Annotated in this window: 18 protein-coding genes; 11 read left to right on the top strand and 7 right to left on the bottom strand. The window is 68.4% G+C overall.

Translation table 11 applies throughout. From position 1 onward, the window contains the following. Positions 1-5 precede the first annotated feature (5 nt). The gene (locus ACQY8B_RS13685; protein WP_422087195.1) at positions 6-1,022 is read right to left on the bottom strand and encodes a Bug family tripartite tricarboxylate transporter substrate binding protein; all 1,017 of its coding nucleotides are present in this window, start codon (positions 1,020-1,022) and stop codon (positions 6-8) included. Beyond that, the gene (locus ACQY8B_RS13680; RefSeq protein ID WP_422087194.1) at positions 1,019-2,014 is read right to left on the bottom strand and encodes a Bug family tripartite tricarboxylate transporter substrate binding protein; all 996 of its coding nucleotides are present in this window, start codon (positions 2,012-2,014) and stop codon (positions 1,019-1,021) included. The genes ACQY8B_RS13685 and ACQY8B_RS13680 overlap by 4 nt, the downstream gene beginning before the upstream one ends. A 155-nt stretch (positions 2,015-2,169) precedes the next feature. Between ACQY8B_RS13680 and ACQY8B_RS13675 the strand changes: the two genes are divergently transcribed. The 7 genes from ACQY8B_RS13675 to ACQY8B_RS13645 all read left to right on the top strand — a co-directional run bounded on the left by ACQY8B_RS13675 (position 2,170) and on the right by ACQY8B_RS13645 (position 10,288). Beyond that, positions 2,170-3,624 (top strand): FAD-dependent oxidoreductase, encoded by a 1,455-nt coding sequence (locus ACQY8B_RS13675; protein ID WP_422087193.1) that lies wholly within the window; start codon positions 2,170-2,172, stop codon positions 3,622-3,624. 85 nt (positions 3,625-3,709) lie between these two features. Continuing rightward, entirely contained in the window at positions 3,710-4,552 is an 843-nt protein-coding gene (locus ACQY8B_RS13670; protein WP_422087192.1) for an IclR family transcriptional regulator, read from the top strand. Positions 4,553-4,605: 53 nt separating this feature from the next. After that, positions 4,606-5,901 carry an aconitase X gene (locus tag ACQY8B_RS13665; protein WP_422087191.1) on the top strand — a complete coding sequence of 432 codons (1,296 nt, stop codon included), beginning with the start codon at positions 4,606-4,608 and terminating at the stop codon, positions 5,899-5,901. Continuing rightward, positions 5,898-6,350 carry an aconitase X swivel domain-containing protein gene (locus ACQY8B_RS13660; protein WP_422087190.1) on the top strand — a complete coding sequence of 151 codons (453 nt, stop codon included), beginning with the start codon at positions 5,898-5,900 and terminating at the stop codon, positions 6,348-6,350. The genes ACQY8B_RS13665 and ACQY8B_RS13660 overlap by 4 nt, the downstream gene beginning before the upstream one ends. Next, the gene (locus ACQY8B_RS13655; protein ID WP_422087189.1) at positions 6,347-8,047 is read left to right on the top strand and encodes a dihydroxy-acid dehydratase; all 1,701 of its coding nucleotides are present in this window, start codon (positions 6,347-6,349) and stop codon (positions 8,045-8,047) included. The genes ACQY8B_RS13660 and ACQY8B_RS13655 overlap by 4 nt, the downstream gene beginning before the upstream one ends. Before the next feature lie 126 nt (positions 8,048-8,173). Beyond that, the gene (locus ACQY8B_RS13650) at positions 8,174-9,301 is read left to right on the top strand and encodes a porin (RefSeq protein WP_422087188.1); all 1,128 of its coding nucleotides are present in this window, start codon (positions 8,174-8,176) and stop codon (positions 9,299-9,301) included. 15 nt (positions 9,302-9,316) lie between these two features. Then, positions 9,317-10,288, top strand: coding sequence for a Bug family tripartite tricarboxylate transporter substrate binding protein (locus ACQY8B_RS13645; protein WP_422087187.1), 972 nt, complete (start codon positions 9,317-9,319; stop codon positions 10,286-10,288). Here the strand turns inward: ACQY8B_RS13645 and ACQY8B_RS13640 are convergent. Continuing rightward, the gene (locus tag ACQY8B_RS13640; protein ID WP_422087186.1) at positions 10,275-11,210 is read right to left on the bottom strand and encodes an aldo/keto reductase; all 936 of its coding nucleotides are present in this window, start codon (positions 11,208-11,210) and stop codon (positions 10,275-10,277) included. The two genes, ACQY8B_RS13645 and ACQY8B_RS13640, sit on opposite strands and share 14 nt — an antisense overlap. Positions 11,211-11,363: 153 nt before the next feature. Here ACQY8B_RS13640 and imuA point away from each other — a divergent pair, with 153 nt between their 5' ends. The 4 genes from imuA (at position 11,364) to ACQY8B_RS13620 (ending at position 17,847) form a co-directional block, all read left to right on the top strand. Further along, entirely contained in the window at positions 11,364-12,170 is an 807-nt protein-coding gene (gene imuA, locus ACQY8B_RS13635) for a translesion DNA synthesis-associated protein ImuA (protein WP_422087185.1), read from the top strand. Then, positions 12,139-13,491, top strand: coding sequence for a Y-family DNA polymerase (locus ACQY8B_RS13630; protein WP_422087184.1), 1,353 nt, complete (start codon positions 12,139-12,141; stop codon positions 13,489-13,491). Before imuA ends, ACQY8B_RS13630 begins: the two co-directional genes overlap by 32 nt. Then, entirely contained in the window at positions 13,484-16,852 is a 3,369-nt protein-coding gene (locus tag ACQY8B_RS13625) for an error-prone DNA polymerase (RefSeq protein ID WP_422087183.1), read from the top strand. Before ACQY8B_RS13630 ends, ACQY8B_RS13625 begins: the two co-directional genes overlap by 8 nt. A gap of 71 nt (positions 16,853-16,923) precedes the next feature. Next, positions 16,924-17,847, top strand: coding sequence for a hypothetical protein (locus tag ACQY8B_RS13620; protein ID WP_422087182.1), 924 nt, complete (start codon positions 16,924-16,926; stop codon positions 17,845-17,847). 21 nt (positions 17,848-17,868) lie between these two features. Here the strand turns inward: ACQY8B_RS13620 and ACQY8B_RS13615 are convergent, their stop codons facing one another. The 4 genes from ACQY8B_RS13615 to ACQY8B_RS13600 all read right to left on the bottom strand — a co-directional run bounded on the left by ACQY8B_RS13615 (position 17,869) and on the right by ACQY8B_RS13600 (position 21,019). After that, positions 17,869-18,885 (bottom strand): phosphotransferase, encoded by a 1,017-nt coding sequence (locus tag ACQY8B_RS13615; protein ID WP_422087181.1) that lies wholly within the window; start codon positions 18,883-18,885, stop codon positions 17,869-17,871. 33 nt (positions 18,886-18,918) lie between these two features. Beyond that, positions 18,919-19,437, bottom strand: a complete 519-nt coding sequence (locus ACQY8B_RS13610) for a 2'-5' RNA ligase family protein (RefSeq protein WP_422087180.1) — start codon at positions 19,435-19,437, stop codon at positions 18,919-18,921. A gap of 10 nt (positions 19,438-19,447) precedes the next feature. Beyond that, positions 19,448-19,669, bottom strand: a complete 222-nt coding sequence (locus ACQY8B_RS13605) for a hypothetical protein (RefSeq protein ID WP_422087179.1) — start codon at positions 19,667-19,669, stop codon at positions 19,448-19,450. Between the two features lie 78 nt (positions 19,670-19,747). After that, positions 19,748-21,019: an SGNH/GDSL hydrolase family protein gene (locus ACQY8B_RS13600; RefSeq protein ID WP_422087178.1), complete on the bottom strand. Its 1,272-nt coding sequence runs from the start codon at positions 21,017-21,019 to the stop codon at positions 19,748-19,750. Positions 21,020-21,101 lie beyond the last annotated feature (82 nt).

The raw sequence follows: 21,101 nt of genomic DNA, 5'->3' as shown, positions 1-21,101 counted from the left end.
GCGCGTCACTGCTGCTGCTTCACCAGCCCCAGCTTGCGGATGATGTCGCCCCACTGGTCATAGGTGGCGCGTGTCAGTTCGGCCAACTGCTGCGGGCTCGACGACTCGGCTTCGTAGGCGCCCTGGCGGAAGAAGTCGCGCGTGGCCGGCATCGCCAGCACCTGCGCGAGCGCCGTGTTGAGCTTTTCGACCACCGGCGCCGGCATGCGCGCCGGCCCGTAGAAGCCGAGCCAGCTGGGCATGTCCACGCCGCTCACGCCCTGTTCGCTCATGGTGGGCACGTCGGGCAGCATCGGGCTGCGCCTGGGCGCGGCCACCGCCAGCATGCGCACCTTGCCGGTGGCCGTGTTCTGGATGGCGTTGGGCGCGGCGTCGAAGTAGTACTGCACGCGGCCCGCAAGAAAGTCTTTCGCGGCATCGGCGCCGCCCTTGTACGGCACGTGCACCACGTCCAGCCCGGCCTGCCGCGCGAAGGCTTCGCCGTAGATGTGCGACGAAGTGCCGGTGCCGAAGGAGGCGTAGCTCATCTTCCCCGGGTTGGCCTTGATGTACGCCACCAGCTCCTGCACCGTGCGCGCCGGCACGCTCGCATGCACGGTCAGCACCAGCGGGCCGCGCGCGCCGAGCGAGATGGGCGTCAGGTCCTTGAACGGGTCGTAGCGCACCTGCGCCAGCGTCTGCGGGTTCTGCGCCACCACGGAAGAGGGCGCGTACATGAAGGTGTAGCCGTCGGGCGCGGCGCGGATCACTTCTTCGGTTGCCAGGATGAAGCTCGCGCCCGGCCGGTTTTCCACGATCACCGGCGTCTGCAGCACTTCGGCCAGCCGGAGCGCCACGAAGCGCGCCTGCGTGTCGGACGCGCCGCCGGCCGCCAGGCCCAGCACGATGCGGATGGGGCGCCCCTTCTCGGGGAACGGCGCGGCGGCGCGGGCGGCCAGCGGTGCCAGGGCCGTGCCGAGGGCACCGGCCGCGAGCGCGGTATTGAAGCGGCGGCGATGAAGCATGGTGTGCATGCCGCTCATTGTTTGGCCAGCCCGACTTGCTGCACCATCGCGCCCCAGCGGTCGTAGGTCGAGCGCGTGATGCGGGCGAATTCCTCGGGCGTGGTGGCGCCGGCCTCGTAGCCGCCGCTTCGGTAGAACTCCTGCACCTGCGGCATCGCCAGCACCTTCGTGAGTGCGGCGTTGAGCGTGGCGATCACCGGCGCGGGCATGCGCGCCGGCCCGTAGAAGCCCAGCCAGCTCGGCAGGTCGAGCCCGGCATAGCCCTGCTCGGCGAAGGTGGGCACGTCGGGCAGTGCCGCGATGCGAGCGCCGGCGGCCACCGCGAGGATCTTCACCTTGCCCGTGGCCGAGGTGATGACGGCCGACGAGGCCGAGTCGAACATGTACTGCACGCGCCCGCCGATCAGGTCTTTGGCCGCGTCGGAGCCGCCCTTGTACGGGATGTGCACCGCGTCGATGCCGGTCTTCTTCACGAAGGCCTCGCCGTAGATGTGCGATGAGGTGCCCGCTCCGAAAGAGGCATAGCTCACCTTGCCCGGATGGGCCTTCACGTAGGCGACCAGTTCCTTCACGTTGTTCACCGGCACGGTGGTGCTCAGCGACAGCACCAGCGGCCCGCGCCCGCCCATCGAGATGGCGGTGAAGTCCTTGAACGGGTCGTAGGGCACCTGGCTGAAGGTGTGCGGGTTCTGGGCCATGGTGGACGAGGGCGCGTACAGCAGCGTGTAGCCGTCTGGCAGGGCGCGCGCCACCTCGTTGGCCGCGAGCATGGTGCTGGCGCCGGGCTTGTTGTCGACGATCACGCTGGTTCCCAGCACCTCGCCGAGCTTCTGCGCCACGATGCGCGCCTGCGCGTCGGTGCCGCCCCCGGCGGTGAAGCCCACCACGATGCGTATCGGCTTGCCGCGCGCCGGAAAGTCCTGCGCCAGGGCCAGGGGCGCCAGGCCCAGGAAGGCCGCGGCACCAAGGGCCGAACTGAAGGCACGGCGTGTGCCCCGAAGTTTCTTCATCAATGTCTCCGTTGGAATGTTTCTTTTATATTGATCTTCAAATCCATAAAAATCCATATCTTCTAGGGAATACCCCAGAAGATGCACTTTTTGTTTTGACAAAATGGAAAGTGAAATCAAAATACGACGAAACAAGCCAAGCCGAGACCGCATCCATGAAAACTGTCGTCCGTACCGACGAGCGCATCCTGTCCTCCGACATCTTCGACCGCGACAGCCGCGTCAAGCGGCCCGACCACGGCAGCTGGGCCGAGCCCGGCAAGCGCATTCCCGTCTACCACCGCTGCGGCGTGCTGGTGGTGGGCGGGGGCCCGTCGGGCACGGCGGCCGCTGCAGCCGCCGCCCGCGCGGGCGCCGACGTCGCGCTGCTGGAGCGCTACAACCACCTGGGCGGCCTGTCGACCGGCGGCCTCGTCATCTGGATCGACCGCATGACCGACTGGGAAGGCCAGCTGGTGATCCGCGGCTTTGCCGAAGAGCTGTTCGACCGCCTGCCGGCCGATGCCATCGCCGGCCCGGTGCGCGAAGACTGGGGCTCGCAGGACACCGCCAAGGCCGCGCACTGGTCGCAGCGCACGGCGGCCTACCACGGCGTCGTCACCTGGTCGCCCACCATCGACCCGGAGCGGCTCAAGCTGCTCTCGCAGGAGATCGTGCTGGAGCGCAAGGTCAAGCTCATCTACCACTCGTGGGCCGCCATTCCCATCGTGCAGGACGGCACCGTGAAGGGCGTGGTGTTCGAGAGCAAGGAAGGCCGCATGGCCATCATGGCCGACGTGGTGGTCGACGCCACCGGCGACGGCGACCTGTTCGCCCGCGCCGGCGCCGACTATGTGAACGACATCGAAGAAGCCGACGTGCACCACTGCATGAACACCTCGTGGCTGTTCGGCGGCGTGGACATGAACCGCTGGATCGAGTTCAAGGCCGGCCAGCCCGAGGCATTCACCGCCTTCATGGCGGGCGGGCGCGAGCAGTGCGGCCTGTTCGAGCGGCCCTTCGTCTCGTGGCGCAACGACGTGGCGCTGTTCATGGGGCCGCGCCAGTCGGGCTATTCGGCGCTCGACGTGGACGACCTCACCGCCGTCGAAGTGCGCTCGCACCGCGCCATGGCCGCGCACCTGGACTACTTCCGCGCCCATGCGCCGGGCTTCGAGAACGCCTACCTGATGCTGAGCGCGCCGCAGATCGGCGTGCGCCATGCGCGGCGCCTCGTCGGCGTGGGCTCCGTGCTGCGCAGCCAGTGGCCCGACGGCGTGCCGCTGGCGGACGAGATCGGCGTGTCACCCGCGGTGTCGCCGAAATTCCCGAACATCTCCATTCCCTACGGCGCGCTGGTGCCGCAGAAGCTCGACGGCCTGCTGGCCTGCGGGCGCCACATTTCCTGCGACCGCAACTCGCACGGCTTCATGCGCGAGATTCCGCAATGCTGGATCACCGGCCAGGCCGCGGGCGTGGCGGCGGCGCTGGCATCGCGCGGCGGCATCGCGCCGCGCTTCATCGACGTGGGCGCGCTGCAGGCCGAGTTGCTGAACCAGGGCGTGTACCTGCGAGCCGGTGCAGGGCAGGTGGTGGCGGCGTCGCCCGCGGCGGCCGAGGCCGGCGTGTGAGCCTGCGGCCATGAGCCCGAAAGCCCTCTCTTCGCAAGCCTCTACATTGGAGAGTCCTGAGAAGAGTCTTGCAAAGGGTCCCTCCATGTCCACTGAAAAAAACGACACCTCCTTTTCCGCGGCCGAGCCGGCCGACGCGCGCGGCGAGCGTTCCGACACGGTGAGCGCGCTGGAGCGCGGCATCTCGGTGCTGCGCTGCTTCAGCGAAGAACGCCCGGTGCTGGGCCATGCCGACATTGCACGCATCACCGGCATTCCGCGTCCCACGGTCAACCGGCTGGTCGCCACGCTGCTCTCGCTGGGCATGCTCAAGGCGGCGCAGGCGCCCGACCGCTTCATGCTCGGGCCGGGCGTGGTGTCTCTGTCGCGCGTGTTCCTCGGCAGCCTCGACGTGCGCGCCGCCGCGCGGCCCAGCATGCAGGCGATGGCGGAGGAGGTCGGCGCCTCGGTCTACCTGGCCGTGCGCGACGGCATGGAAATGGTGCTGATCGAAGCCTGCCGCCCGCGCTCGTCGATGCTCTCGGCGCGGCTCGACGTCGGCTCGCGCGCGCCGCTGGCCAACTCGGCGCTGGGCCGCTCGTACCTCTCGGCATTGCCCGAGGCGCAGCGCAACCAGCTGGTCGATTCGATGCGCCTGCTGCGCGGCCCCGAGTGGGACAGCATCGCGCCCGGCATGAACCGCGCCATCGGCGAGTCGAAGCGGCTGGGCTACTGCCTGTCGCTCGGCGAGTTCCACCGCGAGATCAACTCGGTGTCGGTGCCCCTCATCGGGCCCGATGGCGAGGTGATGGCGCTCAACGGCGGCGGCGCCGCCTTCGTGTTCACCGAAGACCGGCTGCGCAACGAACTCGCGCCGCGCCTGCACGACATCGCACTGAGCATTGCGCGCGACATCGGCGGCCACGTACCCACGCCCTCGCCGGGTTAGCAGCCCGGCCGGGGTTCATTCCCCATGACGACAGAAGAACGGAGACACAGGCCATGCACCTGAGCGATGAAGAAAAAGCCATGTACGACGGCCGTGACGGCCCGGCCGTGCAGAAGGCGATGGACCTGCTGATGCGCTACGGCGAAGCACTGGGCGCCGAGCGGCTGGTAGAGACGCGCAACGTGTGCGCCACCATCACGTCGACCACGCCCTTCCAGCGCGACTTCGCGCTTGCCAAGGGCGGCGGCATGGACGCGGTGTTCTCCGAGTTCAGCCTCGACAGCCAGGAGACCGTCGAGATCCCCAAGTTCAAGGTCTTCACCAGCCACCTGCAGCTGGGCTTCGACCCCGGCCAGCCCGAGCGCATGGGCGTGAGCGAGGAAATCGTCCAGTTCTACAACAGGAGCGAGCGGCACGCCGCCGGCCTGGGCGCGCAGATCATGAACACCTGCACGCCGTACCAGGTCGGCAACATCCCGACGCGCGGCGAGCACTGCGCATGGATGGAATCGTCGGCGGTGGTGTATTGCAATTCGGTTCTGGGCGCGCGCACCAACACCGAAGGCCGCGAGAGCACCGGCGCCGCCATGCTCACCGGCCGCATTCCGTACTGGGGCTACCACCTCGATGAAAACCGCCGCGCCACGCACGTGGTCGAGCTCGACATCGAGGTCGAGTCGGTGCAGGACTGGGGCCTGCTGGGCTACTACATCGGCGAGCATGTGCAGGAGCGCGTGCCGGTGGTGCACGGCCGGCGCGGCATTTCGCGGGTGCCGAACCTGCCGCGGCTCAAGCACTTCGGTGCGGCGGCCTCGTCGTCGGGCGGCGTGGAGATGTATCACATCGCGGGCGTCACGCCCGAGGCCCTGACGCTGGAGCAGGCGCTGGGCGGAAAGGCGCCCGTCGAGGTGCTGCGCTACGGCGAGGCCGAGCGCCGCGCCACCTACGAGAAGATCAACACCACGGGCAAGGACGCCGAGGTGCAGTACGTGATGCTGGGCTGCCCGCACTACACCATCGAGCAGATCTGGGAAGCCGCGCAGCTCATCGAAGGGCGCAAGGTGCATCCCGATTGCGAGTTGTGGATCTTCACGCCGCGCGCCATCAAGTCGCTGGCCGACCGCAACGGCTACACGAAGATCATCGAGGACGCGGGCGGCATCATCATGAGCGACAGCTGCTCCGCCATGAGCCGCGCCGTGCCCAAGGGCACGAAGACCGTGGCGCTCGACTCGGCCAAGCAGGCCCACTACCTGCCCGCCATCCTCGGCGTGCAGGCCTGGTTCGGCAGCACGGCCGAATGCATCGATGCCGCTTGCACCGGCCGCTGGAACGGAGGCTACGCATGAGCGCCGCAGTCGTCACTGGACAAACCATCGTCATCCGCGGCCGCAAGGTGGTGGGCGGCGTGGCCGAAGGCGAGGCGCTGGTCACGCGCGACCGCATTTCCGGCTGGGGCGGCATCGATCCGCGCACCGGCACCGTCATCGAGACGCGGCACGAGCTGCGCGGCCGGAGCTTTGCCGGCAAGGTGCTTGTGTTTCCGGGGGCCAAGGGTTCCTCGGGCTGGTCGGCGATGTTCCACATGACGCGGCTCATGAACTCGGCCCCCGCCGCGTTCCTGTTCAACGAGATGACGACCAAGATGGCGCTGGGCGCCGTGGTCACGCACGCGCCTTCGATGACCGATTTCGAGCGTGACCCGCTCGAATGCATAGCGACCGGCGACTGGGTGCGCGTGGACGCCGACCGTGGCGTGATCGAGATCACGAAGAAGAAGGCCGGAGGTGCCGCATGACCCGACCCCTGCGCAGCAATTTCCCGCGCGGCTCCTACCTGTGGTCGGTGCGCAATGCGCACTGGCGCGCGCTCGGCATTCCGGAAGAGGACTGCGAGAAGCCCAAGATCGCCATCGTCAACAGCTCCTCGGAGCTGGCCGCCTGCTTCAGCCACCTCGACCGCGTGGCGGCGGAAGTGAAGGCCGCCATCCGCGCCGCGGGCGGCGTGCCCTTCGAGATCCGCACCGCCGCGCCCAGCGACTTCATCACCGGCGCCGGCGCACGCGGCGCCTACATGCTGGCCGCGCGCGACCTGGTCACCAACGACATCGAGGTGGCCGTCGAAGGCGCGCAGCTCGACGGCATGGTCTGCCTCACCTCCTGCGACAAGACGGTGCCGGGGCAGCTCATGGCGGCCGCGCGGCTGAACATTCCGACGCTGCTGGTGCCCTGCGGCTACCAGCCCAGCGGCGAGTACCGGGGCCACCACATGGACATCGAGGAAGTGTTCATTGGCGCGATGCATGCCGTCACCGGCAATCTTCCGGTCGAGGAACTGGTGGGCATGAGCCGCGAGGCCATTCGCGGACCCGGCGTGTGCTCGGGCCTGGGCACGGCCAACTCGATGCACATCGTGTGCGAGGCGCTCGGCATGGCCTTGCCGGGCAGCGCGCCGGTGGCCGCCTTGAGCCCGAAGATGATGGCTGACGTGCGCGCGGCAGGCACGCGCATCGTGCAGATGGTGCTGGACGACCTGAAGCCGCGCGACATCCTCACGCCCGGTGCCTTTGCCAACGCGGTGCGCGCCGTGCTGTCGATCGGCGGCTCGCTCAACACCGCCAAGCACTTGCAGGCGGTGGCGACCGAAGGCGAGTGCGGCGTCGATGTGTACGGCCTCTTCGAAAGCCTCGGCCCCACCACACCCGTGCTGGCCGGCGTGCGGCCCATCGGAAGCAATTCCATCGAAGCCTTCGAGGCGGCGGGCGGTTGCCGTGCGCTGATGAAGCAGCTCCAGCCTCTGCTTGATACCGCCGCGCCGACCGTCACCGGCGGCACGGTGGCCGACAACCTGCGCAACGCAGAAGTGGCCGACGCCGAGGTGATCCGCCCCATCGGCCGCCCGGTCGCGCCGCTGCCGGCCATCGTGCTCTTGCGCGGCAATCTCGCGCCGGAGTCCGGGCTCATCAAGACCGGCATCATGGAGCGCAAGGTGCGCCGCTTCACCGGCCCGGCCGTTTGCTTCTGGACTTCCGACGCCGCCATCGGCGCGCTGAAAAAGGGCGAGATCGTGCCCGGCCAGGTGGTCGTGATGCGCGGTGCCGGCGCCTGCGGCGGCCCGGCCATGGGCGGCGGCGCTTCGCGCGTGGTTTTCGCCATCGACGGTGCCGGGCTGGGCGACCAGGTGGCGCTGCTCACCGACGGGCATCTCTCGGGCCTGGTCTGCAAGGGGCTGGTGGTGGCCGAGGTGTCGCCCGAAGCCGCGCTGGGCGGCCCGCTCGCGCTGGTGCGCGACGGCGACACGATCACCATCGACCTCGATGCGCGCCGCCTCGACATCGCGCTGACCGACGCCGAACTCCGGGCCCGCCGCGCCGACTGGCAGCCCCCGCCGCCGGTGCATGACACCGGCTGGCTGCAGCAGTACCGGCGCAACGTGGGGCCGCTTTCCAAGGGCGCCGTGCTCGTGCGCACCGAGCGCCCCGAGCCCGCGGGCTAGACCTCTTCGACCCCGGCCTTCGCCAACCGGTGCGGACCCCCGTTCGCATCCGGTGGCGCAGCCCTGCGCGCGTCACGTCCGTTCCGAGTTTTTCAACCCAAGAAAAGAAGCAGGAGACAAGAAACCATGAAGAGATTTTTGATGTGGTCGGCGCTGGGGCTGGCCGGCAGCGGCGCGGCGCACGCGCAATCCAGCGTCACGATGTTCGGCGTGATGGACCTCGGCATCCAGTACACGAACGGTGCCGGCAACGGCTCGGTGAGGGCGCTGTCGAACGGCGGCCTTTCCACCAGCCGGATCGGCTTTCGCGGCACCGAAGACCTGGGCGGCGGCCTGCGCGCGGGCTTCTGGCTCGAAGGCAGCCTGAACCCCGACCTCGGCACCGGCCGGCCGAGCAACACCAACAACCAGACCAGCGGCGCCGGCACGGCGGGCCCGATCACCTTCGACCGCATGTCCTTCGTGAGCATCTCGTCGGACACGCTGGGCGAGCTGCGGCTGGGCCACGACTTCATTCCCACGCACTACAACAGCATCTACTTCGACCCCTTCAACGCCAACGGCGTGGCGCGCGCGGGCAACCTCACTTTTGCGGGCGCGGGCACCGGGCCGCTGCCCACGGCCATCACCGGCAGCAACACCGTGAGCTACTGGCTGCCGCCCAAGCTCGGCGGCCTCTACGGCATGGCGATGGCGGGCACCGGCGAGAACGACTCCACCGCCGCGAACCGCGACGATGGCAACTTCGCCGGCGCGCGCCTGGGCTTTGCCTCCGGCGCGTTCGACATTGCGGCGGCCGTCACGCGCTCGCATTTCGATTCGACCGCCACCATCGGCAACTACACGCACGCCAACATCGGCGGCTCGTGGGACGCGGGCTTTGCGAAGTTCTTCGCGCTCTACAACATGGTGCGAGTGAAGATCGTGGCCGGCACGGTGCGCAAGAACACCACCGAGATCGGCGTGCACATCCCGGCCTTCGAGGTCGGACGTATCCGCATCAGCTACGCCTACCTGGACGACCGCAGCGACGACAGCGTGCGCAACGCCGACGGCACGCCGCGCAACCGCGACGATGCGCGGCAGTTCGGCATCGGCTATGTGCACAACCTCTCGAAGCGCACCGCGCTCTACGGCACCTACGCCAGGCTGATGAACAGCGGCCAGGCGCGCTACGTGGTCAGCGGCGGCCTGGCCCCGGCGGCCGGGCAGCGTTCGACCGGCTGGGAATTCGGCGTGCGCCATCTCTTCTGAAAAACGAGGTCCGTCATGCAACGCAGAACCCTGACCCTGGCGGCCGTCTCGGCCCTTGCCGCAACGGCGCTGCCCGGCACTGCCGCATGGAGCGCCGAGGCGTATCCCAACAAGCCGCTGCGGCTGATCGTCGGCTTTGCGGCGGGCGGCGGCGCCGACTCGCTCACGCGCATCATCGCGGAGGGGTTGGCCAAGCAGCTCGGCCAGCAGGTGATCGTGGAGAACCGTCCCGGTGCCGACGGCGTGCTCGCCGCGCAGGCCACCTCGTCGGCCAAGCCCGACGGCTACACGCTGCTCATGGGCACCAACACCGCGATGGTGGCCGCGCCCACGCTGCGGCCGACGCCGCCCTACGACCCGTTCAAGGCTTTCACGCCGATCAGCTCGGCCGGGCAGTTCTCGATGTTCCTGGTGGTGCCGGCCAGCCTGCCGGTGAAGAGCGTGAACGAGTTGCTCGCGCTGGTTGCGGCCAAGCCCGGTGCGCTCAACTCCGCGTCGAGCAACAGCGCCTCGGAACTCGCGATGCTGCAGCTGCTGGGCGAGCGCAAGGTGGTCAACGCGCGCTACAAGGGCGACATGCAGGCCATGACCGACCTGCTGGGCGGGCAGATCCACATGATGTTCACCACCGGCACGCTGGCGCCGGGCTTCGTGAAGGAAGGCCGGATCCGCGCGCTGGTGACCCTGCTGCCGCAGCGCAGCGGCCTCTTGCCCGAGGTGCCCACCGGCGGCGAGCTGGGGCTGGGCAAGCTCACCATCACGCCGTGGGCCGGCTTCTTCGGGCCGCCGGGGCTGCCGCAGGCCATTACCGACAGGCTCTCGCTGGAGTTGCAGAACACGCTCAAGCGGCCCGAGGTGCATGCCCAACTGGTGCAGCAGGGCTTCGAGGGCTACGGCATGAGCCCTGCCAAGTTCACCGAGTTCTTCCGCACGCAGTACGACGCCTTCGGCGCCACCGTGCGCGAGCACAACGTCAAGTTCGAATAGCGTCGGCCTCGCGGCGCCAGAACGCCGCATCGGGAAAGGTGCCGATGCCGGCCGCCGCGTTGTCCGCCATGTGCTCGGCGCGGCTCGTGCCCGGGATCACGCAGGTCACGGCGGGGTGGCTCAGCACGAACTTCAGCAGCACCTGCGCCCAGCTCGTGCAGCCGATCTCGCCGGCCCACGGCGGCAGTGGCTTGTCGCGCAGGCGGCGCAGCAGCCCGCCACCGCCGAAGGGCAGGTTGACGATCACCGCCACGCCGTGCTCGGCGGCCAGCGGCAGCAGGCGCTGTTCCGCCTCGCGGGCGTCGAGCGAGTAGTTGATCTGCAGGAAGTCGAGCTTCTCCGCCTTCAGCACCGCTTCCACCTCGCCGTAGGCCGAGGCGGTGTAGTGCGTGATGCCGATGTAGCGCACGCGGCCCTTGTCCTTCCAGCCGCGCAGCGTGGCCAGGTGGGTGCGCCAGTCGACGAGGTTGTGCACCTGCATCAGGTCCATGCGCTGCGTGCGCAGCCGTGCGAAAGATTGCTCCATCTGCGCGATGCCGGCCTCGCGGCCCGAGGTCCAGACCTTGGTGGCGAGGAAGGCCTTGTCGCGCCGGCCTGACGCGGCCAGCAGTTCGCCGGTGGTTTCCTCGGAGCGGCCGTACATCGGCGAGCTGTCGATCACCGTGCCGCCGGCGGCAAAGAGCGCATCGAGCACGCCGGGCAATCGCTTGTATTCCTCGGTGCCGGGGCGCTGGTCGAAGCCGATCCAGGTGCCGCAGCCGATGACGGGCAGGGCTTCCCGGGTGGAAGGAATTGGGCGGGTGTTCATTGCGGGCATGGGTGGTCGTTGCGCGAAGGCGGGGAGCACGGCGCCGGCGCACAACGCGGCGCCCAGGCGCAGCAGTTCGGCGCGGGTGAGGGGAAAGTCCTTCGGAGGCGGCATGGCTGGCAGTATCCGGTGGAAGGCGTGGGCGGCATCGGCAGGAGCGCTCTGGAGCGCCAGTTTCTTCCTCCTGGCCCCCCGTGACGAAGAAAAACAGCTTTTTTCCCGCAGCCCATGAAATACTGTATAAAAATACAGTTAACAGTCTTTGCCATGGGCCTTCCTTTCCTTGATTCCTTTTCCGCTGCCGCGGGCCGCGGCGTCTGGCATGCCGACGAACTCGGCCTGGCCGACGCCCAGGTCGTCGCGACCGGTCACGCCGCGCTCGACGCGGAGTTGCCGGGTGGCGGATGGCCGGTCGGCGCGATGACGGAATTGCTCCAGGCCGCGCCCGAAGCCCATGTCTGGCGGCTGCTGCTGCCGGCGTTGGCACAGGCGGTGCAGGTGCGCGGCGGGCCGGTGGTGCTGGTCGGCCCGCCCTTGGAGCCCTGTGGGCCGTCGCTTGCGGCGCAGGGGCTGCCGGTGGAAGCGCTGATGTGGGTCCGCAGCGAGGCGCCGGCCGCGCGGCTGTGGGCCTGCGAGCAGGCGCTGCGCTGCGCCGACGTGGCGGCCGTGGTGGCGTGGCTGCCGCAGGCGCGGGTGGCCGAACTGCGGCGGCTGCAGCTGGCGGCGGCGCAGCATGAACTGCTGCTGTTCGTGTGCCGGCCCGAGTCGGTCGCGTTGTCGGCATCGCCCGCGCGGCTGCGCATTCGCGCCGACCGCTGCGAGGCCGATGCCTCGCAGATCGCGTTGCACATCCTCAAGCGCCGCGGGCCGCCGCTGGCCGCGCCGGTCATGCTGCCCGCGCGCAACGAGCGCATGGCCGCGCTGCTGGCCGCCGCCCGGGTGCGCCGCAAGCTGCGGCTGCAGCAGCAAGGCACCGTGGACGCGGGCGAGACGGCAACCTCCGCCAAGGTGGTGCGCATCGACGCATGGAAAGGAGGCCCCAGTGCACTGGATCGCCTTGCGGTGGCTACTTGACGACGCCGGCACGCCCGATGGCCCGGTCCTGCCCACGCCCGAGGCCCTCGGCTGGTGGGCGCTGCGCTACACGCCCCACGTCGCCTGGCAGGACGAAGCGCTGATGCTCGAGGTCTCGGCCTGCGAACGCCTCTGGGGCGGCCGGCTGCAACTGATGCGCCTTCTGCTGGCCGACAACCCCGCGCCCGACGCGCGCATGCTGGGTACGCAGGGCGCCACCAGCCTGATCGCGCTGGCGCGTCTGCGGCTGTTCGCACGCGAAGAGAAGCGACCGCAAGATATGCCCGCCGGCCTGCCGCTCGACACCCTGAGCGCGGCGCGCGCGCACCTCGAGCTGCTCGCGCGCCTCGGTTGCCGCACCTGGGGCGACGTGGCTGCGCTGCCGCGCGGCGGCCTCACGCGGCGCTTCGGTGCCGAGTTGCGCGATGCGCTCGACGCCGCCTGGGGCTTGCGCCCCGAAAGCCACGCCTGGCTCACGCTGCCCGACGTGTTCGAGCAGAAGCTCGAACTGCCCGCGCTGGCCGAAACGGCGCCCGAACTCATGTGGTCGGCCAACCGGCTGCTGGCTTCGCTGCAGCTCTGGCTGCGTGCCCGCCAGCGCGGCGCGCGCGCGCTCGAGCTGCAATGGACGCTCGATCTCAAGCGCTTCAACGGCGTGAACCTGCCGCCGCACCAGCAGGTCACCGTGCGCACGGCCGAGCCCACGCAGGACATGGCGCATCTGCGCCGGCTGATGTCCGAAAAACTCGCGCTCACCACGCTCTCGGCGCCCGCGAGCTGGCTGCGGCTGCGCACGCTGGAGACCGATCCGTGGGCCGGCGCCAGCACCAGCTTCCTGCCCGAAGACAACCGCAAGGGCGACAGGCTGCACGAGATGGTCGAGCGGCTCAGCGTGCGGCTCGGCCCGTCGCAGGTGCTGGTGCCCTCGGCACAGGCCGACCACCGGCCGGAGCGCAAGCAGGCGTGGCGGCCCGCGCTGCACAAAGACACGGCCCCGCCCGACAAGGCGCGCAGGCAGGCGCAGGCGGCCGCCTCGCAGCCCGACGCCATCTACCCGCCGTGGCTGCTGCCCGAGCCGCTGCGGCTCGAGATGGACGGCGAGCGCCCGTGCTATCGCGGCACGCTGAACAGGCTGGTCGGGCCGCAGCGCGTCGAGGCGGGCTGGTGGGGCGACAAGGAAGAGGGCGGCCAACCCGCGATGCGCGACTACTACGTCGCGGAAAGCCCCGAAGCCGGGCTGGTGTGGATTTTTCGCGAGCGGCCTGCGGCGCGCTTTTCTTCGGGCGAGGTGCGCTGGTATCTGCAGGGGTTCTATGCCTGAACTGAGCGGCAAGCAGGAAAGCAGGCGCCAGCCTGCCAAGGTGCATGCGCTGCCAGTGCCGCTGCGCAAGCCGCCCGCGTTCACGCTGCCCGATTACGCGGAGCTGCACTGCCTGACCAACTTCAGCTTCCAGCGCGGCGCATCGACGCCCGAGGAGATGGTGGAGCGGGCCTATCAGCTCGGCTACACGGCGCTGGCGATCACCGACGAGTGCTCGGTGGCGGGCATCGTGCGGGCGCATGTGGGCTTGCGCGACTTGCCCGCGAAGCTCGACGAATATGAGCGCGAAAACCCCGACGAGCCGAAGATCCCGCGCAACCCCGGTTTCCGCCTGCTGTTCGGCAGCGAGTTCCAGTTCGAACGCTTCAGGCTCGTGGTGATCGCCAACGACACCGAAGGCTGGGGCAACCTGTGCGAGTTCATCACCGCCGCGCGCAACACCGAGTTGCCCAAGGGCGAGTATCGCGTGGGCTGGGAAGAGAGCGACGTGGCATCGCTGCAGCATTGCCAGATCCTTTTCGTGCCGGACCGCAACCCCGGCGGCGCAATGGACGCGGCCACGCTGCATGAAGACCTGATGGCTGCCAAGGCGCTGTATGGCGAGAACCTCTGGCTGGCCGTGGAGCTGTTCAACGAACTCGACGACGACCTCTGGCTGGTCACGCTGATGCAGGCGGGCGAGGAGGCCGGCGTGCCGTTGGTGGCGGCCGGCGACGTGCGCATGCATAAGCGCGGATGCAAGCCGCTGCACGACGTGTTGACGGCCGTACGCGAGGGCAAGACGGTGGCCGAATGCGGTTTTGCGCTGCAGTCGAATGCCGAGCGGCACCTGCGATTGCGGGTTCGACTGGCCGAGCTTTATCTGCCGGAGATGCTCGCGAATACGCAGACAGTGGCGCGGCTTTGCAAGTTCGACCCCAAGGTGATCCGCGAAAACTACAAGTACCCGCTCGAGACCGTGGGAAGCAGCGAGACCGCCGCGCAGACGCTGGTGCGGAAGACGTGGGAGGGAGCGCTCAAGAGGTATCCGCTCGAAAGATATGCCTCGGGCATTCCCGAGAACGTCTGCCGGCAGGTGCACAAAGAGCTGAGCCTGATCATCGAACTCGAATACGAGATGTTCTTCCTCACCGTGGAAGACATCGTGCGCTTCGCCAGGTCGAAGGGCATTCTTTGCCAGGGGCGAGGCTCGTCGGCCAATTCCGCGGTCTGCTATTGCCTGGGCATCACCGCGATCAACCCTGAAAAGGGGCATCTGCTGTTCGAGCGTTTCCTGAGCCGCGAGCGCCATGAACCACCGGACATCGACGTCGACTTCGAGCATCAGAAGCGTGAACTGGTCATCCAGTACATCTACGAAAAATACGGGCGGCATCGCGCAGCCATCGCCGCTGTCGTCATCTGCTACCGCTCGCGCAGCGCATTGCGCGACGTGGGCAAGGCCATCGGCATCGACGAGCGGCTGATCGACGAGTTCGCGAAAGACCACTACTGGTTCGACGACACCGTGCTCGGCGAGCAACTGTGCCAGGCTGCCGCGCGTGCCGGCGTGGAAGAAGACGAACTCAAGCTGACCCAGTGGATCGAGTTCACGCAGAAGCTCAAGGGCTTCCCGCGCCACCTGAGCCAGCACGTGGGCGGCTTCGTGCTCACGCACACCAAGCTCACGCGGCTGGTGCCGGTAGAGAAGGCGTCGATGAAAGACCGCTCCGTCATCCAGTGGGAGAAGGACGACCTCGAAGCGATGGGCATGCTCAAGGTCGACGTGCTGGCGCTCGGCATGCTCAGCGCCATTCGCCGTGGGCTCGAGCACATGAACCGCTGGCGGGGCTCGATGGTGGAGATGCACCAGATACCGAACGACGACAAGAAGGTGTTCGACATGATCTGCGACGCCGACACCATCGGCGTGTTCCAGATCGAGAGCCGGGCGCAGATGTCGATGTTGCCGCGACTGAAGCCGCGCACCTATGAAGACCTGGTGATCGAGGTGGCGATCGTGCGGCCGGGGCCGATACAGGGCGGGATGGTGCATCCGTACCTGAAGCAGCGGGAGCGGGTGCGCAAGGGATTGCCGATTCACTACGAGAAGGAAGAACTGCGCCCCGCGCTCGAACGCACGCTGGGCATCCCGATCTTCCAGGAGCAGGTGATGCAGATCGCCATGATCGCGGCCAAGTTCACGGCGGATGAAGCCGATCAGTTGCGGCGAGCCATGGCCGCATGGAAGCGCAAGGGCGGCCTCGGCAAGTTCCACGACAAGCTCGTGCGCGGCATGGTCGACAACGGCTACAAGGAAGCCTTTGCCGAAGCCATCTTCAAGCAGGTCATGGGCTTCGGCGACTACGGCTTCCCCGAAAGCCACGCCGCCAGCTTCGCGTTGCTGGTCACGGTGAGCAGCTGGCTCAAGAACTACGAGCCCGCCTGCTTCCTGGCCGCGCTGCTCGATTCTCAGCCGATGGGCTTCTACAGCCCGTCGCAGCTGGTGCAGGACGCGCGGCGGCATGGCGTCGAGGTGCGCCCGGTCGATGTGACGAGAAGCGACTTCGACACCACGCTCGAAGCGCGGGACCCCGATGCACCGCGTCCCTCCGGCATCGACGAACGCTATGCCGACCGCCTTGGCAACGAGAACCAGCCCGCGGTGCGCCTGGGCCTGAACCGCATTGCCAGCCTCAGCGCGGGCGGCGCCGAGCGCCTGCTGCAGGCCCGCGCCGCGGCACCCTTCACCAGCACCGAAGACCTCGCATTGCGCGCCGAACTCGACGGCAAGGACATGGCCGCGCTGGCTGCGGCCGATGCGCTGATGTACCTCTCCGGCCACCGTCGCCAGCAGGTGTGGGACGCCACGGCGCAACGCCGGGCGCCGGGCCTGCTGCGAGGCGTGCCCATCAACGAGCAGGCACTGCTGCTGCCGGCCGCGTCCGAAGGCGAGGAAATAGTCGGCGACTACGCGGCGCTCAGGCTCACGCTGCGCCGCCATCCGCTCGCTCTGCTGCGCCCGCGGCTGGCACGCATGAAGCTCATGAGCGCGGCCGAGCTGCGTTCGGTGCCCAACGGCCAGACCGCGCGCGCCTGCGGCATCGTCAAGGTCCGGCAGCGGCCGCAGACGGCCAACGGCACCATCTTCGTCACGCTGGAGGACGAAACCGGCAACGTCAACGTGATCGTCTGGAGCCATGTCACCGAGGCCTGGCGCGAGCCGCTGCTCAAGTCGCACCTGCTCGCGGTGCAGGGCACGTGGCAGCGCGACGACGAAACCGGCGGCAAGGTGCAGCACCTCGTGGCCACCGGCTTCAAGGACCTGACGCCGCTCATGGGCCGGCTGGCGCAGAGCAACACCAGCCGCGACTTCCATTGAAGGATCGATTGATGCAACCGATCGTTCCATGCCTCGCGTTCCGAAAGACTTTTCGCTAACCTGCCAGAGCCATGCCCGAACTCGTCCTTGACCCCGTCATCGCCACGCCCATCGGTCCGCCACCGCCCGCACCCGACGTGCCGGTGCCCATGCCGCCTCCGCCCATGCCACCGCCCGAAGGCGATCCGCCGCCGGTGGTGCCGCCGGTGACCGACCCCGGTTTTCCGCCGCCGGTGGTCGAGCCGCCGCCGATGCAGACCGCCTCCTGCGAAGTGATCGAGGTGCCCTTCGGCAAGCTGCACGCACGGCGCCTGCGCGAGATCTACCGCTCCGCCGGCTGGCCCTGTTGCGACGGCATCGAGGTCGAGCTGCTGGCGGGCGGCTTCCTCGAGCGCGTGCGCAGCATGCACGGCCACGAGACGCTGCGCGTGACCGACGCGGGCATTGCGCGCATCGCGACCACGCTCACCATCAACCGCGCGGCCATGTCGCCGCACGAGGCGCTGGTCGAGCGCGTGGCACGCGAGATGACGCGCGGCGGCCGCATCGCATGGCGCGGCCTCGGGCTGCGCGCCCGGCTGCCGCCGCTGGAAGAGGGCGGCAAGCCGCGCTGGTGCATTGCGCGGCCCGATGTGTTCTCGATCCGCAATACCAGCGTCGAGGCCTACGCGCACCCCATCGTGCACGAGGTGAAGGTGAGTCGCGCCGACCTGCTCGGCGACCTGCGCAAGCCCGACAAGCGCGCGGCGTACCTCGACCTGGGCGGCGAGTGCTGGTACGTGCTGGGCAACGACGCCAAGGGCCGCTGCATCGCCAAGCCCGAGGAAGTACCGGCCGAGTGCGGCGTGATGGTGCTCGAAGGCGAGCGGCTCGTGGTGGCGCGTGCGGCCGTGCATCGCAGCTTCGAGCGCATTCCGTTCGGGGTGTGGCTGGCGCTGGCCAAGGCGCGGCCCATTGCCGGCTTCGAAGACGACGCACAAGACCTGCTGATCTGACGCGTTGCCCCTTCGCCTGCTTCAGGTCACGGCGTCGTAGCTCTGGTGAGCGATGGCGACGACGCCGTTCGGCAGGAACAGGCTCTGCATCCGGCGCAAGCCTTCTTCGCGCTCTTCAGTGCCGGCCTTGGCGCTGTCGAGTATCCGGTCGCAGAGATCGAGCACGTCCTTGGTGATGCGCTCGTAGCGGTAGTAGGCCAGCGCGACTGTGTCGATCTCCGACGGGCCGTAGCCCTCGTAGAAAAGCGTTTGCTGCCGAGGCTGGTTCCACGCGTTGCCGACGCTGCCGCCGATGAACATCAGGTCGCGCTCCTTGGGCGCGAGGAGCGGCGCGTGCCAGCCGACGATGGACAGCCGGTCGCCGTCGCCCACGAGGACGTTGCCCGCGTGGATGTCCGAGTGGCACGGCACGAGCAGCGGCGGACGTTCGAGCAGGATGGAAGCCAGTTGCTCGCTGCGGTAGACGACGGTGTCGATCTCTTCGGCGTGCTCTTCCCACAAGGCGAGAAAGCGCTGGACGATGCCGTCGCCAGCGGTGCCGTTGATGAAGCGGCGCTGATAGCGGCGCACGCCTTCGCGCCATTGGTGCGCGTAGCTTTCCTTGGGGAGGCTGGCGAGCAGGGCTTCTGAGAGTTCGGTGCAGTGGATGGCGACGAGTGCCTGGCCGAGTGCGATCCACTGCCGGTCCGACAGGGCGCTATCGAAGCCGTTCTGTCCGTCGAAGAAGGGGTGGAGCGTCCAGTTGAAGCCGTGGCTTTGAGTGCTCAGTGCGCCGTCTGCGGTGGGTATGGGAGCCATCACGGCTTCGATGCCCTTGTCGTGATGGAGAAAGGCGGGGAGGGCGAGGGTGGATGGATTGAGTTCGCCCTGCTGCAGCTTCAGGAAATATCGCGTCTCGTCATCCGCAATGACGCGAAAGGCCGCGGATGTGGCGCTTGTGCCCGTCGGCAGGAGTTCGGACCGGGCAACGCGAAGCCGATAGGCCTGCGTGAGGTGCTGGGCGATGGTCTCGTGCGAGATGGCTGAGGGTGTCGGCATCCGGCCACTGTAGTGCCTTGCGAATGCCTCGTCTCAATGCAGAGGATATGAGTCCAGCAACTCGTGGCGGAACGGGCGGGTGAAGTGCGAGCGGACCAGGCGGAATTCACGGGCGGTCCAGTGGATGGGCTCAAGGGGCATGGGGCCGGCGGCATGCTCTGAATTGCGTGCGATCGTGATGTGCGGCGTCCACCGGCCTGAGAGCAACAAGGAAAAGCCCGAGCGCCGCAGCGCAAGGCTGATGTCGTATTGGAGGCGCCGCAATCCCTCGTGCGTGGAGGGCTGCACCACCGAGACGTCATTGGGCCATGTGCATGAGCTGTCGAGCTTGATGTTCAGCGGCCGCGTGGGCACTTCGGCGAGCGCGGCACGCAGTCGCCGCTCGGCTTTGCCCTGCTGATCGTCGAGGGACTGAAGCGTCAGGTGCAGGCGCTCTTCCGGCGGAAACGAGCAATCTCTTGGCCACCACCAATCCTGGCGGTGTGCCTGGATTTCAGCTTGCACGTCTGCGGTAGGGAAAAGTCCGATGAGAAGCCTTTTGCTTTCGGTCATGGTCGCTCCTTCAGGAAACCGACGGCCACCAACTCTCTGCCGTCGTGCGGATGACGCGCGACGCCTGAACGCGAACGTCGTCCTTGTCATGGCTTTCGCCGTAGCCTTGCTCTCGGGCCACCTTGAAGGGCCAGGTCGAGATCCGGCCCTTGCGGGAACGGGGCTGCAACGCATGCAGCCTCGAGAAGAAAAGGGCCTGCGCGGAGGGCGCGGGCGGGTTGGCGGTGGTCATCGGCGTCGCCTCGATGTTGTTCTTGGAGACGACAAATTCTAGAGAAATACTGTATGTATGTACAGTATATTTGCGAGCTTACGGCGCCGTGCCCAGCAGGGCTTCCAGGTCGACGGCGGCTGCCATCGCCTTGTAGCCGGCATCGCCCGGATGCAGGTGGTCACCCGAGTCCATGGCCGCCTTCAGGCGCGACGGACGGGCCGGGTCGCGCAGCAGGGCGTCGAAGTCGACCACCGCGTCGAATGCGCCGCTCTCGCGGATCCAGCGGTTCATGGCCTGGCGCACCTTGTCTTTTTCGGGGGAGTAGTGGCCTTCGAGTGGTGTGCCTTGCAACGCGCCTTCGTTCGGGGTGATGGTTCCCGCCACGATGCGCACGTTGTGGGCATGGGCCATCTCGATCAGTTGCCTGAAGCCCTGGATCAATTCTTCCGCGCGAATCGCGGGCTCGTCGGGCGCGAACGGTCCGCCGGGCCAGCCGATGTCGTTGGTGCCCAGCAGCACGACCATGGCCCGCACGCCCGGCTGCGCGAACACGTCGCGGCCCGCGCGCTCCAGGCCGGCGCGGCCCATGCCGTCCTTCAGCAGCCGGCCGCCGGAGATGCCGGCGTTCAGCACGGCGATGTCGCGGTTTGCGAGCCGCTCGGCCAATGCATCGGGCCATCGGGTGTTGGCACCGGGCGTGGCGCCGTTGCCGTCGGTCAGCGAATCGCCGAAGGTGACGACGGTGACCGGGGCCGTGGGCGCTTCCACGATCAGCCCGCTGACGTAGACGCGGGTGCTCCACTGGCTCGCGGTGGCCGGCATGCGCGAGGCGCCGGTCAGGTCGCCTTCCGCCACATAGGCGACCTGGCGGGCGTCGAAATGAAAGCCCGCGGGCTGGCTGGGGCGCGGCAGGTAGAGCGACACCGCAACCTCGCCGAGCGCGGGCAATGCGATGTCGACCGGATCGCTGACGAGCCGGACGCCGGGCGGCACGGTCACTTCGGCCTGTCCGCCGAAGCGTAGTTGCCGGTCGCTGCCTTCGACGATCCCGGAGCCCTCCGCATGGCGTGCCACACGAGCCGCGCCGATGTGCAGTGGCGACGTGCCGCCTTCATTGCTGATCGACACGCGCAGCCGCGTGCCGCCGATGCTCAGGCGCGCCACCTGGCGCACGGTCTGCCGGTTGAACTGGAAGGGCAGGCCCGAGGGCAGCACGAAGTCGCCGCTCCAGATGGGCTGCGTGCTGGCGATCCAGCTGGGGTTCCAATAGGTGGTTGCGGGTCCGGCCGCGGACGCGGCGGCCGCGCTGGCCAGCGAAAGCGCCAGGGCGCCGTGACGGATGAACGATATGAGTGAAGAGGCTCTCATGTGCATGTCCTTGGATGAAAAGCGAATCGGTGGCCCGACTTTCATTCATGCAGATATGGATGGGTAGAAGGCAGAATGGCAT

It is taken from the genome of Variovorax sp. (assembly GCF_965279555.1).
Taxonomy (GTDB): domain Bacteria; phylum Pseudomonadota; class Gammaproteobacteria; order Burkholderiales; family Burkholderiaceae_C; genus Variovorax.
This window is presented reverse-complemented; position numbering and strand designations above follow the sequence as displayed.

Excerpts from the sequence above, each read along its gene's own strand:
- ACQY8B_RS13685 (WP_422087195.1), bottom strand. The coding sequence starts at position 1,022 with ATGAGCGGCATGCACACCATGCTTCATCGCCGCCGCTTCAATACCGCG.
- ACQY8B_RS13680 (WP_422087194.1), bottom strand. The coding sequence starts at position 2,014 with ATGAAGAAACTTCGGGGCACACGCCGTGCCTTCAGTTCGGCCCTTGGT.
- ACQY8B_RS13675 (WP_422087193.1), top strand. The coding sequence starts at position 2,170 with ATGAAAACTGTCGTCCGTACCGACGAGCGCATCCTGTCCTCCGACATC.
- ACQY8B_RS13670 (WP_422087192.1), top strand. The coding sequence starts at position 3,710 with ATGTCCACTGAAAAAAACGACACCTCCTTTTCCGCGGCCGAGCCGGCC.
- ACQY8B_RS13665 (WP_422087191.1), top strand. The coding sequence starts at position 4,606 with ATGCACCTGAGCGATGAAGAAAAAGCCATGTACGACGGCCGTGACGGC.
- ACQY8B_RS13660 (WP_422087190.1), top strand. The coding sequence starts at position 5,898 with ATGAGCGCCGCAGTCGTCACTGGACAAACCATCGTCATCCGCGGCCGC.
- ACQY8B_RS13655 (WP_422087189.1), top strand. The coding sequence starts at position 6,347 with ATGACCCGACCCCTGCGCAGCAATTTCCCGCGCGGCTCCTACCTGTGG.
- ACQY8B_RS13650 (WP_422087188.1), top strand. The coding sequence starts at position 8,174 with ATGAAGAGATTTTTGATGTGGTCGGCGCTGGGGCTGGCCGGCAGCGGC.
- ACQY8B_RS13645 (WP_422087187.1), top strand. The coding sequence starts at position 9,317 with ATGCAACGCAGAACCCTGACCCTGGCGGCCGTCTCGGCCCTTGCCGCA.
- ACQY8B_RS13640 (WP_422087186.1), bottom strand. The coding sequence starts at position 11,210 with ATGCCGCCTCCGAAGGACTTTCCCCTCACCCGCGCCGAACTGCTGCGC.
- imuA (WP_422087185.1), top strand. The coding sequence starts at position 11,364 with ATGGGCCTTCCTTTCCTTGATTCCTTTTCCGCTGCCGCGGGCCGCGGC.
- ACQY8B_RS13625 (WP_422087183.1), top strand. The coding sequence starts at position 13,484 with ATGCCTGAACTGAGCGGCAAGCAGGAAAGCAGGCGCCAGCCTGCCAAG.
- ACQY8B_RS13620 (WP_422087182.1), top strand. The coding sequence starts at position 16,924 with ATGCCCGAACTCGTCCTTGACCCCGTCATCGCCACGCCCATCGGTCCG.
- ACQY8B_RS13615 (WP_422087181.1), bottom strand. The coding sequence starts at position 18,885 with ATGCCGACACCCTCAGCCATCTCGCACGAGACCATCGCCCAGCACCTC.
- ACQY8B_RS13610 (WP_422087180.1), bottom strand. The coding sequence starts at position 19,437 with ATGACCGAAAGCAAAAGGCTTCTCATCGGACTTTTCCCTACCGCAGAC.
- ACQY8B_RS13605 (WP_422087179.1), bottom strand. The coding sequence starts at position 19,669 with ATGACCACCGCCAACCCGCCCGCGCCCTCCGCGCAGGCCCTTTTCTTC.
- ACQY8B_RS13600 (WP_422087178.1), bottom strand. The coding sequence starts at position 21,019 with ATGAGAGCCTCTTCACTCATATCGTTCATCCGTCACGGCGCCCTGGCG.